Below are 14,898 nucleotides of genomic sequence, written 5' to 3' on the forward strand. Positions count from 1 at the left end.
CGCGGCGCTCGGACGCCTTCCCCGGTTTCCAGCCCTCCAGCGGCGCGAGCACAAGGCCTGGCGCGCGAGAGGTTGGACCGCGGAGGCGCTGCGCGCCGAGGGAAAGCGGAGAGGGAGAAGACCGCCCTCCGCGGCCGCTGCGCGCCGATCCGCGAGGCGCGCTGATCAACGGCCGGGACAGCGGGGCAGCATCGCTGGTTGGGATCTTGCAGCTCTCTGGTTGGGATCTTGCAGCTCTGACGATGGGCAACGATGGGCAACGATGGGCGATGATGGATGATGGGCGACGAGAGGCGGCGTTGGGCGACCGTAGGTGACGAGAGGCGGCGTCGGGGGGCGCTGGAGAGCCATGCACGGGAGTCAGCAGCGGGATCGATCTCTCGGCGCGCGCGGCGCGCACGGGTGGGCACGGCGGCTATCCGGCGCGCTCACCCCGCTCGTCCCGCTGGCGCTCGCCGCGTGCCGGGGCGACTGCCCGCGCGTGGAGGCCACGCAGCGCGCCGAGGCCACGCAGCGACGCGCCGACGCGCCGGCGAGCCCGGCGGAGACAGCGAAATCGGAGACAGCAAAAGCAGAGAAGCCGGCGGCGCCGGCGCCGGCGATGATCTCGGTCGCGGCGCCGTGGTACCTCACGATCCAGCCGACCTCGGGGCCCGGCGCGAGGATCGCGAGCATGGATATCCGCAGCTTCGCGGCCCCGTTGCTGGAGCCGGGCGACGTCATCCTGGCGGTCGACGGGCGGCCGGTCGACTCGACGGCAGCGCTGGAGGGCTACCTGCGCGCCTGCGCGCCCGGCGGCATGGTGGTGCTCACCGTGCTGCGCAGCGAGACCACCATCAACTACGCGATGCTCCAGGTGCCGGACGGCGGCGCGCCGAAGCCCCCGCCCGCCGGCGTCGCGGAGCACGCCGGGCCCGCAGGCGACGGCTGACCGCGCCCGCGGCTGCCCGCGGCGCGGTCGAGAGCCCTCACCGACCGCGAGCGCCGCGCCCGCCGCCGGGCTTCCTGGCGCCGCCGCGCCCGCCGATCAGGAAGTCGAGCGCCTCGTCGACCTGATCGTCGGTCATCGCGTGCCCCGCGCGCGGCTTGCCGAGCGACTTCGAAGGCCATTTCAGCCGCCGGAGCATCCTTGCGAGCGCCACCTGATCCTTGTGCGCCGGGTCCTTGCCGCCCCAGCCCACGAAGACGGGCACGCGCAGCCTCGTCTGCGCGCCGGAGCGCTCGAGGTGCCGCGCGCCGGAGCCGCCAGCGAACGCCGCGTAGCCGTCGACCTGCAGCCGCCCGCGCATCGCCAGCGACGTCGCGTAGTACGCGCCGTTCGAGAAGCCGAACACGAGCACCCGCTCGAAGCGCCCGCCCGCGCGCCGCTCGAGCTCCGCGCGCGCGGCGTCCCACTCGGCGAGCAGGGCGTCCTCGTGGGCGGCCTGCGCGGCGGCGGAGGTGGGCCAGCACCACCAGTCCTCCATCGAGGACGCCGATCTCGACGCCGCCCGCGGCCCGATGCCCCGCCGGCCGCGCGGCATCAGCACGGCGACGCCGCGCCGGGCGCCGGCCCGCGCCGCGCCGCGCTGCTGCGCCCACTGCCAGCCTGAATCGGGCTGAACGACGCCGTGGAGGAAGATCACCAGCACGCGGGGGCCAGGCGCTTCCCTGGCCGGCAAGGAGGCGCACACGTCGCCCGGCAGCGAGATGAGCTCCGGCGCGCACCACCCCGCCGCCGGTGCGGCCGGCGTGGGCGCGGCTGCCGCAGCGGCCGGCGTGGGCGCGGGCGCGGCTGCCGCAGCGGCCGGCGTGGGCGCGGGCGCGGCGAGCGTGGGCGCGGGCGCGGGCGCGGGCGCGGCCGGCGTGGGCGCAGGTGCGGGCGCGGCCGGCGTGGGCGCGGCCGCCGCAGCTGCCGGCGTGGGCGCGGGGGCAGCCGACGCGGGGGCGCCCGCGGCCAGGAGCCCGGCCAGGGACAGCACGATCGCGGGCGAGCGCATCGGCGCGCAGTAGCATTTCCACGCCGACGCCGGGTAGAGCGGCGGTGCTCGCGGAGGCCCTCGTCATCCGCGCGCCCTGCCGCACGCCCCCTGCGCGTTGCGCGGGCGGCACCCCTGCCTCGCGAAGAGCAGAATCGAAGGGGCCGTCGTGCGCGGCCTCGCTCCGTCAGAGCCGCATCTCGACGCCGGCGCTCGACGCGCTCACCCACGGCCCCACGGAGCCCGATCTGGGCGCGCTCGGCGCCGGATCGCTGTTCAGCAACAGGTAGAGCCCGATGCCCACAGTCGCGATGCCTACACCGCCGAGGACGTCGCCGATGATCCCCTTGGCGCGCGCGGCGCTCGCGTCCGCCCCTCCGCTCGTGCGCGCGGAGCTCGCCTGCTTCAGGCCGGAGAGGCCGAGGACGGCTCCCCCGGTGACGAATGCGCCGCCCACGCCCATGACGACGATCGGAAGCGTCCGGCTCGGCGAAGCGTCGGAGGAATCGGCCACGGGGGGCAACCCCCCGGCAGCCGAGGCCTGCGCGGCCGAGGCTGTGACGGGCGCGAGGGTGATCGGCACCTCGACCGAGGCGCCCGCGCCGACAGTGAACCGGGACGCGGCGGCGCGGAACCCCGGAGCGCGCGCCACGAGTTCGTGCGCGCCCGGGTCCAGCTCGACGACCTGGCCCAGCGCCACGCGCAGCGGCTCGCCGTCGACGGCCAGCGTGAGCCCATCGACCTTGCCGGGCCTCACGGCGATCGTCGCGCGGCCGACGCGCCCCTCGAGCGCGGCGACCGCCTCCCGCGCCGGCCCGAGGTAGGGCGCGGTCGTCGATGTCATCGGCTCGGCCAGGAACGCGCGAAAGCTGGCGAGCGCGTCGGCGAGGTGCCCGGATTCCTTCTGCGCCACGCCGAGGCTGTACCGCGTGAGAGGAGCCGGCTTGATCTCGAGCGAGCGCGCGTACAGCGCGCGCGCCTCCTCCCAGCGCCCCTGCCTGGCCAGCTTCGCGCCCTGAACGAACAGCACGCGCGCCGACTCCACGTCGCCTGAGCCCTGCGCAGACGCGACGTCGCCTGAGCCCTGCGCAGACGCGGAGAGCGGGGGCGCGGCCGTGAGCGATGCCGCAACGAGGAATGCGCCGATCCGTCCAGCGCGACCAGGAGAACGCGCCCTCATCGACACTCTCCGCCATGACAGTCGGTCCCGTCAGGGCACCTGTTGCCGCAAGCGCCGCAGTGCGCGTCGTTGTTCCACAGGTTCGTCTCGCAGTGGTGCGCGGCGTCGCCGTCGCAATCGGCAAAGTGGCCGTTGCAGGTCGCGTCGCCGCCAGAGCTGCTGCTCGCGCTGCTGGCTGCGCCTCCGCCGCCAGCGCCGCTCCCGCTGCCCGGGCCGCCAGCGCCGCTCCCGCTGCCCGGACCGCCAGCGCCGCTCCCGCTGCCCGGGCCGCCAACGCCGCTCCCGCTGCCCGGGCCGCCAGCGCCGCTCCCGCTGCCCGGGCCGCCAGCGCCGCTCCCGCTACTCGCGCCGCCAGCGCCGCTCCCGCTGCCCGGGCCGCCAGCGCCGCTCCCGCTACTCGCGCCGCCAGCGCCGCTCCCGCTGCTCGCGCCGCTGGTAGCGCTCTCGCCACCGCCGCTTGCGCTGGTTGTCGCGCTGCCGCTGCTCGTGCCAGCACCGCTTCCGCTGCTCGCGCTCCCACCGTTGGCCGCGCTCTCGCCGCCGCCGCTGGCCGCGCTCTCGCCGCCGCCGCTGGCCGCGCTCTCGCCGCCGCCGCTGGCCGCGCTCTCGCCGCCGCCGCTGGCCGCGCCCTCGCCGCCGCTGGCCGCGACCTCACCGCCGCCGCTACCCTCGCCGCTGCTCGTCGTCGGGCCGCTGCTCCTGTTGAGATCGCCGCCGCCGCTGCCGTCGCCGGCTTGATCCTCCTGCTCCCCGGCGTTCTCTGTCTCGTCCGGCTTGTCGGACAGCTCCGCGCCGATGAGCGCAGAGCAGCCGCCCGGCCCGATCGCTGCCGCGGCGAGCGCGACCAGGAGCAGCAGCAGGTCGCCAGAGCCGCGGACGGAGCAAGACTTCACCCCAGAATTGCGCATGACCACCTCAGAAATCCGGCGCCGTCGGGAGCGGCATCGACGTTGTTCCAGGCTTCGGACGTGCGGGCGGCGCGGCGGACCGGGCGGACGGATCGACCCGCGGAGCGCGCCGCTCGCCGCGCCGAGCCGGCGGCTCGACCCGCTGCGCAGGCGGCTCGGCCCGTGGCTCGGACGGCTCATCCAATGGATACAGCAGGTCCTCCTCCGACGCGGGCGACGCCGGCGGCGCGACACGCCGCGTGAGCGGCTCTTCTGCCGGCGCGCTCCTCACAGGAGCGCTGGAAGCAGCCGCGCGTGGCGCCCCCTCCTCGTCGGCGGGCGCGGCCGCCGCGGCGGGCACCGCCTGGGTCGCCTCCCTGGGGACCAGCGTGGCGCCCGGATCCACGGCAGGAGCGACGGCTGCGGCCACCGGCGGCGCGGTGCCCGCGCTCGCGCTTCCCCCCCGCAGGTTCAGCCCCATCACGACGATCACCGGCGCAACGAAGGCGGCGAGAACCCCGACCAGGAGCGCTTTCTGCAGCCGCAAATGGGGCGTGAACCCGATCGGCGCGCCGTTCGGGGCCTCCGTCATCCTGACCGTGCCGCCCCGCGGCCCGGCCGGCGTCTTCGACGGCGCGGGCGACGCGAGCAGCGTCCCCCCTGCGCCGCGACGCGGCTGCGCCACCGGCGTGACGGGCACGGCGGCCGTGACCGCCAGCGCCGTCCGCTCCATGGTGCTCGACGACTCCGCTCCCCGCGCGAGCCACTGGTGCTCGAGCGACGTGCCCGCCGCGTCCGCCGTGATCCCGCGCTCGATCGCCCAGGACGCCAGCGCGCGGCCGAGCGCGCGCATCGACGGCCAGCGCTCGGCCGGCTTCTTGGCCAGCCCTCGCCGGATGATCGCCCAGAGCTCCTCGTCGCCGGCGGCGAGCTCGGTCGTCGGCACCGGTTCCCTGTTGAAGATCGCCGAGATCACCGCGCCGAGCGACTCGCCGCTGAACGGCCGCTGCCCGGTGATGAGCTCGTAAAGCACCACGCTGAAGGCCCAGACGTCCGTCTGCTCCCCGACCGCCATCTGGCCGTCGGCCTGCTCCGGCGACATGTACTCCGGGCTGCCGACGATCATCCCCCGCTGCGTGATCGCAGGACTTGCCATGTTGGCCAGCTTGGCGATGCCGAAATCGACCACCTTCGGGACATGGCCGCCCGCCCCGTCGGGCACGACGAGGATGTTCGCAGGCTTGATGTCCCGGTGGACGATGCTCTGCGCATGCGCGGCCGCGAGGGCACACGCGACCGGCAAGAGCATCTGGACCGCCTGCCCCGCCGGCATGGGGCCGTTCTCCTCCAGCCAGTTCGAGAGCGACGTGCCCTCGAGGAGCTCCATCACCAGGAACGGCTCGCCCGAGTCGGTCTCGCCGAAATCGAACACGCGCACGATCGCCGGATGGCCGAGCCTCGCCGTCGCGCGCGCCTCCCGGAGGAGCCGCTCGGCGGCATGGGCGTCGAACTGCTCCTCGTGGAGCACCTTGATCGCGACGTCGACATCGAGCCACAGGCTGCGCGCGCGCCACACGGTCCCCATGCCGCCGGCGCCGAGCCGGCCCACGATCTGGTACTTGCCGGCGAGGACCTCGCCCACCGCGCGCTCCCTCTGCGGCAGCCCGCGGACGCAGGACGAAACCCCGCCCGTGCTCGAATCGCCTCTCCTGGCGAACGATCTGCTCTGGCCGGGGTCCTGGTGCTCGTCCTTCATGGGTCGTCCTTCTGCTTCTCGAAAGCAAGCGGCGAACCACGAGCCACTTCCCGGCCTCGGCCGGCGCCAGCGCGATGAAAAGCGCGGCCAGCGTCCGTTCGCGCGCAGGACAAGGGGCAAGCTCAGCACTGAGCCGTCCTTTCTTGCAGCAAAGAGTGAAAGGGCCGTCACTCCTCGCGGAAAATCGGTCGCGCGCATCGGTCACGCTGAGGCAATTCGCATCAGGTTCTTTCGAAGGAGCAAGGCGCTCTCCGCGATCGAGGCCCAAGCGCCCTGTCCCGGTCTCATGACGCGATCCGTGCGTGAACAGGCCGCATCGAGCTGCCCTCGGGCCCCCGTCGCGTTGGCCGTCACCGGCGCCCGGAAGCTCGCCGCCAGCTCGGCGTGGTGGCGCGGAGCCCGGCCCGCGGCGGCGCGGAGCTCGGCCCGCGGCGGCGCGGAGCTCGGCCCGCGGCGCCGGAAGGGCGAGCGGCGCGCACCATGGGCGCCCCCCCTCGGGAAGATCCTCAGCGCTGCGCTCCGCGCTACACTCGGCAACAACGTGGTGCCCACTGCGCGCGAGACCACTCTGGATGAGTCTTTCGGCTCGGGATCGGAGCACCTGCGTACCAGGAGGCCGAACCCTGGGCTGGTGCTCGTCTTCTCCGTGGACAGGCCCCGCTGCGACGTCCTCCCGCTGAAGGACGGCGAGCTCGAGCTCGGGCGCGGCGAGGTCGGCGGCGTCCCCCTGGACGACCTGCGGATGTCGCGCCGGCACGCGCGCGTGCGGTGGTGCCAGGGCCAGTGGGAGATCGAGGATCTCGACAGCCGAAACGGCACGTCGGTCGACGGCGTGCCGCTGACCGGCGCGCGCGCGGGAGGCGAGCCGCGCATCGTGCGCACGGGCTCGTCGGTGTTCGTGATCCAGGATGACGTGGAGCCGTTCCGGGCGGGGATCTCCACGGCCGACGGCACGATCCTCGGGCCGACCCTCGCCCGCTCGTGGGACGCGATCGATCGCGCGGCGCGCTCCGGGACGGTGCTGCACATCACCGGCGAGAGCGGGACCGGCAAGGAGCACGCGGCACGCGCCTTCCACGCCCTCGGCCCGCGGCGCGGCGGGCCGTTCGTCGCCGTGAACTGCGCCGCCATCCCCGACGGCCTCGCCGAGCGGCTGCTCTTCGGCGCGCGCCGGGGCGCGTACTCGGGCGCCGGGACGGACGCCGAGGGCTACGTGCAGGCCGCGAGCGGCGGGGTGCTCTTCCTCGACGAGGTGGCCGAGCTCGATCTCGGGGTGCAAGCGAAGCTGCTCCGGGCGATCGAGGCGAGGGAGGTGATCCCCCTCGGCGCCTCGCGGCCGGTGCCGGTGGACTTCGCGCTGGTGTCCGCGACCCACAAGGACCTGCGGGCGCTGGTGGCCGCAGGGAAGCTCCGCGAGGATCTCTTCTTCCGCGTCGCGCAGCCGACCGTCCGCATTCCGCGGCTGCGCGAGCGGCCGGAGGAGATCCCGTGGATCATCGACGCGGCGCTGCGGAGCGCCGAGGCGGCCACGGGGCGCGGGCAGGAGAGCGCGCCGCTCTCGGCCCACGCGACGCTGCTCGAGGCGTGCCTGCTGCGCGCGTGGCCCGGCAACGTCCGGGAGCTGATGGCGGAGATCCGCGCGGCGGCGCAGGAGGCGCAGAGCGCGAGGAGCCAGGTCGTCCAGGCGCGGCACCTGTCGTCCTCGGCCGGGCACGCCTTCGCCCCGCCGCGGCCGAGCGCGCCGGAGCCGCTCGCGCCGGGAGCGGCGGAGCTGGGCTCGCGGTCGCAGCTGGCCGCGGCCGGCGAGCGCACGGCGCGGCGGCCGGCGTCGCTGCCCGCCGACGGGGTCATCGAGGAGGCGCTGCGCCGCGAAGGAGGGAACGTGGCGCGCACGGCCCGGGCGCTCGGCGTGCACCGCACGCAGCTCCGCCGCTGGCTCGGCCGGCGCTCCGCCACCGACGCGGCCGACGACAGCGAGGAAGCCGAAACATAGGCCCGCGCGCCTCCCCCCCGGGAGCTGCGCGGCCCTCTCAGGCGTCCAGGACCGTCACCCCGGCCTGCCTCGTCAGGACGGTGGCCGAGTGTCCCGCGTGCAGCGTGTATGCGCCGGGCTCGACCTGCCAGCCGCCTTTCGCCCAGTGCGCGAAGGCCCGCGGCTCCACGGTGACGGCGATCTCGACCGTCTGGCCGGGCTCGGCGTCGACGGTGGCGAAGCCGGCGAGCCAGAGCGCGGGGCGCTCGACCTCGGAGTCCGGCCGCGACAGGTAGAGCTGGACCACGTGCCGCCCGCGGCGGGGCCCCGCGTTGCGGACCCGCACCCGCGCCTCGACGGCCGCGCCCGGGGCGACGCTCGGCGGCGCTTCCACGTCGAGGATCTCCCAGCGCGTGTAGCCCAGGCCGTGACCGAACGGGTAGGCGGGGGTGACGCCGGCGCGGGCCCAGGCCCGGTACCCGATGTGCAGGCCCTCGGCGTAGACGAGCTTGCCGTTGTCGGGCTTCGTCGAGAGCACGGGCACGTCCTCCTCCCGCGACGGCCAGGTCGTGGGCAGGCGGCCGCCGGGCTCCACGGCGCCGAGCAGCACGTCGGCGACGGCGTTGCCGAACTCCTGGCCAGGGAACCACGTGAGGAGCACCGCGGCGACCTCCTCGCGCCAGGGCATGGTCACCGGTCCGCCGGAGTTCACCAGCACGATGGTGCGGGGGTTCACGGCCGCGACGGCGCTGACCAGCTCGTCCTGGCGGCCAGGGAGCGCGAGCGAGCTCCGGTCGAAGCCCTCGCTCTCGATCGCCTCCGTGGTGCCGACGACGACGATCGCGACGTCGGAGGAGCGCGCCAGCTCCACGGCGCGCGCCAGCTCTTCGTCCCCGGGCAGCGCGGGGACCTCGACGCCGAGGGAGAACGCCACCGCGAACGTGTCCGGCGCGACGGTGTGCGTGAGGGCGACGTCGATCTCCTGGCCCGCGGCCAGGGACAGCTCGGCGGCGCGCTGCGGCGGGGCGAGCAGCTGCGCGGCGAGGTCCTCCTTGTCCGGGGCGACCGTCTCGTCGAAGAGGACCTGCCCGCCGGCGGTGAGGCGGTAGGCGCCCACGCCGGCCACGCCGAGCTGGTAGCGGCCCGCCTCGGCGGCGCGGAACCGCGTCGTCACCTCGATCCTGGAGGCCTGGTTGGCGCGGAGGTCGCCGATGAACGTGAGCCGACCGACGGCGCGGTGCTCCTCGTGCATGACGCCGCCCTTCGCGTCGAGGAGCCGCACGTGCACGCCGTGCTCGCCGGTCACCGGGTCGGTCACCTGGTCGCCGGAGACGGGGACGAGCCCCTCCTCGCTGCGGGCGCCGAGCGCGTGGCGCACCTCGACGCGCTGCCCCAGCGCGGCCCGCAGCCCGTCGAGCGGCGACACGGCGTAGTGCGGGTGCACGCTGGCGCTGCCGCCGCCCTGGATCCGCCCCTGCGCGGCGTTGGGGCCGATCAAGGCGACGCGCTGCAGGCTGGCCGCGTCCAGGGGGAGCACGTCGCCGTGGTTGCGCGCGAGGACCATGCTGGCCGCGGCGGTCTCGCGGGCGAGCTTCGCGGCCGCCGCGGCGGGGAGCTGCGCGGGGGCGGGGGCGGCCGGCGCGACGCCCTCGAGCGCGCCGACCCGCGCGGCGAGGCGCAGCAGGCGGCGGACCTTCTCGTCGATGGCCTTCTCGGGCACCTCGCCGCTGCGGACGGCGGCGACGAGCGCGTCGCCCCACGGCCCCCTGGGGCCCGGCATGGCGAGGTCCATCCGCGCGCGCGCCGCGGCCACGGTGGAGCGGGTCGCGGTCCAGTCCGAGACGACGACGCCGTCGAAGCCCCACTCGTCGTCGAGCGGCGAGGCGAGCAGCGCGTTCTCGGTCATGGTCACGCCGTTGACCGCGTTGTAGGCGGCCATCACGAGCCACGCGCGCGCGCCGACGATCATCCGCTCGAACGGCGCGAGGTAGAGCTCGCGCAGCGTCCGCTGATCGACGCGGGCATCGAGGGTGAACCGCTCGGTCTCCGAGTCGTTGGCGACGTAGTGCTTGGGGGTGGCGCCGACGCCGTGGGCCTGCAGCCCGCGGACGTAGGCCGCGCCGATCCGGCCGGTCAGCAGCGGGTCCTCGGAGAAGCACTCGAAGTGCCTGCCGCCGAGCGGGCTGCGGTGCAGGTTGACCGTCGGCCCGAGGACGACGTCGACGCCCTTGCGCCGCGCCTCCGACGCGAGCAGGGCGCCGAGGCGCTCCAGCAAGGCCTCGTCCCACGTGGCCGCGAGGGCGGTGGGGGAAGGAAGGCTCACCGAGGGATCGCGCTCGTCCCACAGCTCGCCGCGCACGCCGACCGGGCCGTCCGAGACGACGATGCGGCGCAGGCCGATGGCGGGCTCGGGATACGTGCTCCAGACGTCGGCGCCCGTCAGCAGGCGGACCTTCTGTTCGAGCGACAGCGCGGCGAGGGCGTCTGCGACCCGCCGTTCGACGGCCTCGGGCTGGTGTTCGATCCGGTTCCGATGAGGAGCAGCGTGCGAGTCGGCGACGGCCATGAACCCTCCTGGAAGCGCAGAGACGCCGCCGCGGGAGGCGGCGGGCGAGCACGGTACTTAGAAGCTCCAGGAAACACCAGGTTCACAGGACGGTGACGGTGGCTCGCGATCTCCCGAACTGTGGAGAGGGCCACCACCTCACGTCGAGTCACCCCCTTGGCGCGAGCGATGGCTCGCGTGCCCGCGCAGGATCGCGCGGTGTGGGATCGCGTGGGATTCGCGACCTTGGGATCGCGCGCGACGTACGTCCCTGCGGTCTACGGCGTGCTCAGGGGCAGGCGCAGACCCCGCCGTGGTGCGAGCAGCACCCTCGCTTCACGTAGGTGCAGGTCGGCGAGAGCGTGCCGTCGCAGCAACAGACGCGGCCCTCGGGAGCAGGCCGCTGTCCGGGGCGCGCCCCCGACCTGCCGCCCGGCCGCGCGGAGGTGGGCGTCTCGGCGGCTTCCCGGGAGCGCTCCCTCGCGGCGCCGCGCTCCGCGATCAGCCGCCGGCCTTTCTCGTGGGAGGCGCGCACCTGGGCGGCGCGCTCGTCGCGCGCGTCCATCGCGTCGGCCCCGGCGAGGTAGCGGAGGAGCGCGTCGCAGGCCGCGGCGTCGCCTTGCTGGGCGCAGGCGAGCTCGGCCGCGGCGAGCTCCAGGCTGGCCGCGTGGGCCGCTTCGTCTTGCCGGCGCGCCTCCTCGGCGGCCTCGAGCTCGGCGCGGCGGCGCTCGGCCTCCGCGGCCTCGAGGGCCTGCCGCTGCGCCGCGATCTGCGCCTGCCGCGCCTCGCGCCGCTGCCGGTGCGGGGCGACGAGGGACCTCGACGCGCGCAGATCGGCCTCGGCCTCCTCGCAGGTCGACGCGCACCGGTCGACGCGGGCCTGGGCCTCCAGCTCGAGCACGAGGCAATCCGGCTCGCTCCCGCAGCCGCGCGCCAGCCGGCGCCGGAAGCCGTCGTCCTGGAGGGCGCCGTCGCCGCGATGGCAGGCGGCCAGGAGGGCGACGAGGAGAAGCCAGGCGACGGCGAAGCGGGTCACGAGGGTATTCTTTCGCCGCCTGCGTGGCGACGTCGAGCCCTTGTGCGCCACGGAGCAACACCGAAGGATCCCTCTGCCATGAGCCTGTCGACCGTGCTCCGCGTCCTTGGCCGCACCCAGGGCGAGATCCACAGCGCGTTCCGCGCCGGATCGCGCGTGTACGGCACGGCGACCGCGCAGTCCGACGAGGATTTCGTCGCCGTCCTCGGGCGCCGCGACGCGAAGCAGGACCTCGCGTTCTCGCCCGGCGTCAACGTCGTCGTCCACGGCCTCGACACCTTCCGCGACGCCCTCGCCGCCCACAGCGTCTTCGCGCTCGAGTGCCTGTTCCTGCCGCCGGAGCACCGGCTCAAGGAGGCGCGGCCGCCGCTGCCGTTCAAGCTCGACAGGAAGAAGCTCGCCGCGTCGGCCGCGAGCCGCTCCGCGTCCGACTTCAAGAAGGCCGGCGCCCGCTTCGACGAGGAGCCGGAGGCCTCGAAGAAGAAGCTCTTCCACGCGCTCCGGGTGCCGCTCTTCGCCGTCCAGATCGCCGAGTCCGGGGCGATCCACGACTATGGCGCCGCGAACCCGTACTGGCGCGAGATCGCCGCGGACGAGCGCCTCGACTGGGAGCATTACCGCGAGGCCTATGGCCCGCTCCGCGAGCGCCTCTGCGAGCGGCTCGCGGCGCTGGCCTCACGGCGATAGCGCCTCTGCCGGCCCCGGCGCGAGCCGCTGGGCCCGGATCTCCTGGTGCATCCAGTGCTCGTCCGTCTGCACGTGCCCGCGCCGCACCCACTTGGCGAGCCGCCGCTGGAACACGGCGTCCAGGAACTCGCCCGCGACGCGCACCACGACCCCCTCCCGCGGGCCGCCGAACGCGGAGGGCTCGGCCGCGAGCGCGCTCGTCAGCGCCTCGAGCTCGCGCTCGCCCCCGACGGTGCCCCGGAACAGGACAGGCACCGTGGGCAGCCCCAGATCCCTCGCCTGGGCGACGACCATATCCCACTCCCAGAAGAGCCCCCGCGCGTCGTCGCGCACGCCGAAGACCAGCGAATAGCCCGGCAGGGCGTCGTATTCGATGGAGTGGACCGCATAGCAATACTCGCAGAAGAGCGACATGCCCTCCGAGAGGAGGTGCGCGACGCTCGCGTGCGTGGCCTTCGCGAGATCGAAGCTCGGGTGGGAAGGAGGGCCCGAGTGCGAGCGCGAGAAGACGCTCTTCCGCGTGTACGTGAGGTTGCTCCCGTCGCACTTCTCGGTGATGACGATCTCGACGCCGAGCAGCCCCGACACGTCCGCCATACGCTTGTCGTCGGACGTGCCGCCGGGCGACCATGGCAGGTGGAACGAGCGGGGGTATTTGGCGGACATGGCGGCTCGAGGGTAGCACCGGCGCCCTGGCGCGGACATGCTATGTCCCGCTGCCGCGCCTGCGTCGCGCCTGCGTCCGAAACGCGCTCGGAAGGGGTGCTTCCTTCATGTCCTCCTCGTCCTCGCTCCTCGACCTCCTCACGCCCGATCCGGCGCGTGTCCCCTGGGACGAGCTCCAGGTCTTCGACTGGGTCCGCGCGCTCGAGGCCTGCCCGCAGGACCCGATCCACCACGCCGAGGGCAACGTCTGGATCCACACCCGCATGGTGCTGGAGACGCTCCTCGCGTTGCCCGGATGGCAGGCGTTGCCGGCGGAGGAGCAGCGCGCCGTGTACCTCGCGTGCCTGCTCCACGACGTGGCGAAGCCGGCGACCACCCGCGAGGAGGACGGGCGGATCACGGCCAAGGGCCACTCGCGCGCGGGGGAGCTGCTCGCGCGCCGCCTGCTCTGGGAGCTCGGCGCGCCGTTCGCGCTGCGCGAGCAGGTGTGCGCGCTCGTGCGCTACCACCAGATCCCGTTTTACCTCATCGAGCGCGACGACGCGCGGCGCGTCGCCGCCGAGGTCAGCCTCCACGCGCGCTGCGATCTGCTCGCGCTCGTGGCCGAGGCCGACATCCGCGGTCGCGTCTGCGCGGACATGGGCCGCGTGGTCGACAACATCGAGCTCTTCCGCGAGTTCTGCCGCGACGAGGGGTGTTACACGGGGCCGCGCGCCTTCGCGTCGGATCACACGCGCTTCGTGTATTTCCGCTCCGAAGGGCGCCACCCGGACGTGGAGGTGTACGACGACACGCGCGCCGAGGTCGTGGTGATGAGCGGGCTCCCGGGCGCCGGGAAGGACACCTATGTTCGCGACCACCTCGCCGACTGGCCGGTGGTCTCCCTGGACGCGCTGCGGAGCGAGCTCGAGATCGATCCGACAGGCACGCAGGGGCAGGTGGTCCAGGCCGCGCGCGAGCGGGCGAAGGAGCACCTCCGGCGGGGCGAGCGGTTCGTGTGGAACGCGACGAACCTCTCGCGGCAGCGGCGCGGGCCGGTGCTGCAGCTGGCGGCCGACTACGGGGCGAGGATCCGCGTCGTGTACGTGGAGGCGTCCGCGGCGGTCCTGTTCGCGCAGAACCGCGCGCGCGAGGCCGCGGTGCCGGAGGCGGCGATCCGCCGGATGACCGAGCGCTGGGAGATCCCCGCGAGGACCGAGGCGCACGAGGTGGTGCTGGCGGTGCGCTGACGGCTCACGCCGCCGCGCGAGCTCGCGGACGGCGAGCGCGCCGAAGCTGGACGGCGCGCCACGCTCCGATGGGCCTGCACCCGGGGAGGAGGCCCCCGCGGGACGCAGGCGAGCGACGCAGGCGGTCGCAGGCCACGCCGAGCTGAGCGTGACGCGCTGTCCGGCGCCGGCTGCGCCCGCGCACGCGGTGCGGTACGCTGGGCCTGGAGCGACGTATGCCCTTCCAGAGCGAGAACTCTCCCATCCCGATTCCCCCGCCCGGTGAGGACGAGCTCCCTTACGACGATGGAGAGCCGATGGAGTCCGAGCGCCACCGCGCGCAGATGGACCTGCTCATCGAGGTCCTGCAGCTCCTCTGGCGCGACCGCGACGACGTGTACGTCTCCGGCAACATGGCCATTTATTTCAGCGAGCTGCAGGCGAAGAAGAACGACTTCCGAGGGCCCGACGTGTTCGTGGTGCTGGATACCACCCGGCGAGAGCGCAAATCCTGGGTTGTCTGGCAGGAGGACGGGCGGACGCCCGACGTGGTCATCGAGCTGCTCTCCGACAGCACCGCAGCCGTCGATCGTGGCGACAAGATGCGGATTTACGCAAAGCTCCTGCACGTGCCGGAGTACTACCTGTTCGATCCGTTCTCGGGCGCGCTCGAGGCCTACGCGCTCGATCGGGCGTCGCGGTCCTATGTACCGGTGCTGCCCGAGGCGAACGGCGATGTCCCGAGCGCGAGCCTCGGCCTCCGGCTCGGGGTACGTCAGGGCATCTACCGCGGCCTCCAGGTCGACTGGCTGCGGTGGCTCGATGCCCAGGGGCGCGTGCTACCGACCGGAGAGGAGCAGGCCCGCGCCGCGGAGGAGCAGGCCCGCGCCGCCAGCGACGAGGCGAAGCGGCTCGCCGCCCGGCTCGCGGCGTACGAGAAGCAGTTCGGACCGCTGCCCGGCAACGGCCCGGACGAGCGGTAGCGGCAGACTCCCTCTGTCCG

Annotated in this window: 12 protein-coding genes; 5 read left to right on the forward strand and 7 right to left on the reverse strand. The window is 74.6% G+C overall.

Annotation, left to right across the window (positions count from 1 at the left end):
* Window positions 1-349: 349 nt before the first annotated feature.
* On the forward strand, window positions 350-931 hold the full coding sequence (locus WME85_RS41475) for a PDZ domain-containing protein (RefSeq protein WP_437829420.1): 582 nt from the start codon (window positions 350-352) through the stop codon (window positions 929-931).
* A 37-nt stretch (window positions 932-968) separates the two neighbouring features.
* Here the strand turns inward: WME85_RS41475 and WME85_RS41480 are convergent, their stop codons facing one another.
* From WME85_RS41480 to WME85_RS41495, 4 genes are all read right to left on the reverse strand, one after another.
* Complete coding sequence (locus WME85_RS41480; RefSeq protein ID WP_437829422.1) at window positions 969-1,979, reverse strand: alpha/beta hydrolase; 1,011 nt, start codon at window positions 1,977-1,979, stop codon at window positions 969-971.
* A 166-nt stretch (window positions 1,980-2,145) separates the two neighbouring features.
* The gene (locus WME85_RS41485) at window positions 2,146-2,988 is read right to left on the reverse strand and encodes a hypothetical protein (RefSeq protein WP_437829425.1); all 843 of its coding nucleotides are present in this window, start codon (window positions 2,986-2,988) and stop codon (window positions 2,146-2,148) included.
* 146 nt (window positions 2,989-3,134) lie between these two features.
* Window positions 3,135-4,046, reverse strand: a complete 912-nt coding sequence (locus WME85_RS41490; RefSeq protein WP_437829426.1) for a hypothetical protein — start codon at window positions 4,044-4,046, stop codon at window positions 3,135-3,137.
* Between the two features lie 7 nt (window positions 4,047-4,053).
* The gene (locus WME85_RS41495) at window positions 4,054-5,781 is read right to left on the reverse strand and encodes a protein kinase domain-containing protein (RefSeq protein ID WP_437829429.1); all 1,728 of its coding nucleotides are present in this window, start codon (window positions 5,779-5,781) and stop codon (window positions 4,054-4,056) included.
* Window positions 5,782-6,412: 631 nt separating this feature from the next.
* Between WME85_RS41495 and WME85_RS41500 the strand changes: the two genes are divergently transcribed.
* Window positions 6,413-7,774 carry a sigma 54-interacting transcriptional regulator gene (locus WME85_RS41500; protein WP_437829431.1) on the forward strand — a complete coding sequence of 454 codons (1,362 nt, stop codon included), beginning with the start codon at window positions 6,413-6,415 and terminating at the stop codon, window positions 7,772-7,774.
* Window positions 7,775-7,811: 37 nt separating this feature from the next.
* Here WME85_RS41500 and WME85_RS41505 read toward each other — a convergent pair whose 3' ends face one another.
* Together WME85_RS41505 and WME85_RS41510 are read right to left on the reverse strand one after the other, a co-directional pair.
* Entirely contained in the window at window positions 7,812-10,319 is a 2,508-nt protein-coding gene (locus tag WME85_RS41505; RefSeq protein ID WP_437829433.1) for a beta-glucosidase, read from the reverse strand.
* A 268-nt stretch (window positions 10,320-10,587) separates the two neighbouring features.
* Window positions 10,588-11,334, reverse strand: coding sequence for a hypothetical protein (locus WME85_RS41510; protein WP_437829435.1), 747 nt, complete (start codon window positions 11,332-11,334; stop codon window positions 10,588-10,590).
* A 78-nt stretch (window positions 11,335-11,412) separates the two neighbouring features.
* Here WME85_RS41510 and WME85_RS41515 point away from each other — a divergent pair, with 78 nt between their 5' ends.
* Window positions 11,413-12,021 carry a hypothetical protein gene (locus tag WME85_RS41515; protein ID WP_437829436.1) on the forward strand — a complete coding sequence of 203 codons (609 nt, stop codon included), beginning with the start codon at window positions 11,413-11,415 and terminating at the stop codon, window positions 12,019-12,021.
* Here the strand turns inward: WME85_RS41515 and WME85_RS41520 are convergent.
* Complete coding sequence (locus tag WME85_RS41520; protein WP_437829438.1) at window positions 12,010-12,687, reverse strand: RNA ligase family protein; 678 nt, start codon at window positions 12,685-12,687, stop codon at window positions 12,010-12,012. The two genes, WME85_RS41515 and WME85_RS41520, sit on opposite strands and share 12 nt — an antisense overlap.
* Before the next feature lie 107 nt (window positions 12,688-12,794).
* On the opposite strand from WME85_RS41520, the gene WME85_RS41525 reads away from it, so the two are divergent.
* Both WME85_RS41525 and WME85_RS41530 read left to right on the forward strand, forming a co-directional pair.
* Window positions 12,795-13,916, forward strand: coding sequence for an AAA family ATPase (locus tag WME85_RS41525; RefSeq protein WP_437829440.1), 1,122 nt, complete (start codon window positions 12,795-12,797; stop codon window positions 13,914-13,916).
* A gap of 215 nt (window positions 13,917-14,131) precedes the next feature.
* Entirely contained in the window at window positions 14,132-14,878 is a 747-nt protein-coding gene (locus WME85_RS41530) for a Uma2 family endonuclease (protein WP_437829443.1), read from the forward strand.
* Window positions 14,879-14,898: the final 20 nt, after the last annotated feature.

Origin of the sequence: Sorangium sp. So ce1153 (assembly GCF_051521595.1) — a bacterium.
In the GTDB taxonomy this organism is placed as follows: Bacteria; Myxococcota_A; Polyangia; order Polyangiales; family Polyangiaceae; genus Sorangium.

Coding starts and splice junctions, on each gene's coding strand:
- WME85_RS41515 (WP_437829436.1), top strand. CDS start 11,413: ATGAGCCTGTCGACCGTGCTCCGCGTCCTTGGCCGCACCCAGGGCGAG.
- WME85_RS41495 (WP_437829429.1), bottom strand. CDS start 5,781: ATGAAGGACGAGCACCAGGACCCCGGCCAGAGCAGATCGTTCGCCAGG.
- WME85_RS41490 (WP_437829426.1), bottom strand. CDS start 4,046: ATGCGCAATTCTGGGGTGAAGTCTTGCTCCGTCCGCGGCTCTGGCGAC.
- WME85_RS41505 (WP_437829433.1), bottom strand. CDS start 10,319: ATGGCCGTCGCCGACTCGCACGCTGCTCCTCATCGGAACCGGATCGAA.
- WME85_RS41480 (WP_437829422.1), bottom strand. CDS start 1,979: ATGCGCTCGCCCGCGATCGTGCTGTCCCTGGCCGGGCTCCTGGCCGCG.
- WME85_RS41525 (WP_437829440.1), top strand. CDS start 12,795: ATGTCCTCCTCGTCCTCGCTCCTCGACCTCCTCACGCCCGATCCGGCG.
- WME85_RS41520 (WP_437829438.1), bottom strand. CDS start 12,687: ATGTCCGCCAAATACCCCCGCTCGTTCCACCTGCCATGGTCGCCCGGC.
- WME85_RS41475 (WP_437829420.1), top strand. CDS start 350: ATGCACGGGAGTCAGCAGCGGGATCGATCTCTCGGCGCGCGCGGCGCG.
- WME85_RS41530 (WP_437829443.1), top strand. CDS start 14,132: ATGCCCTTCCAGAGCGAGAACTCTCCCATCCCGATTCCCCCGCCCGGT.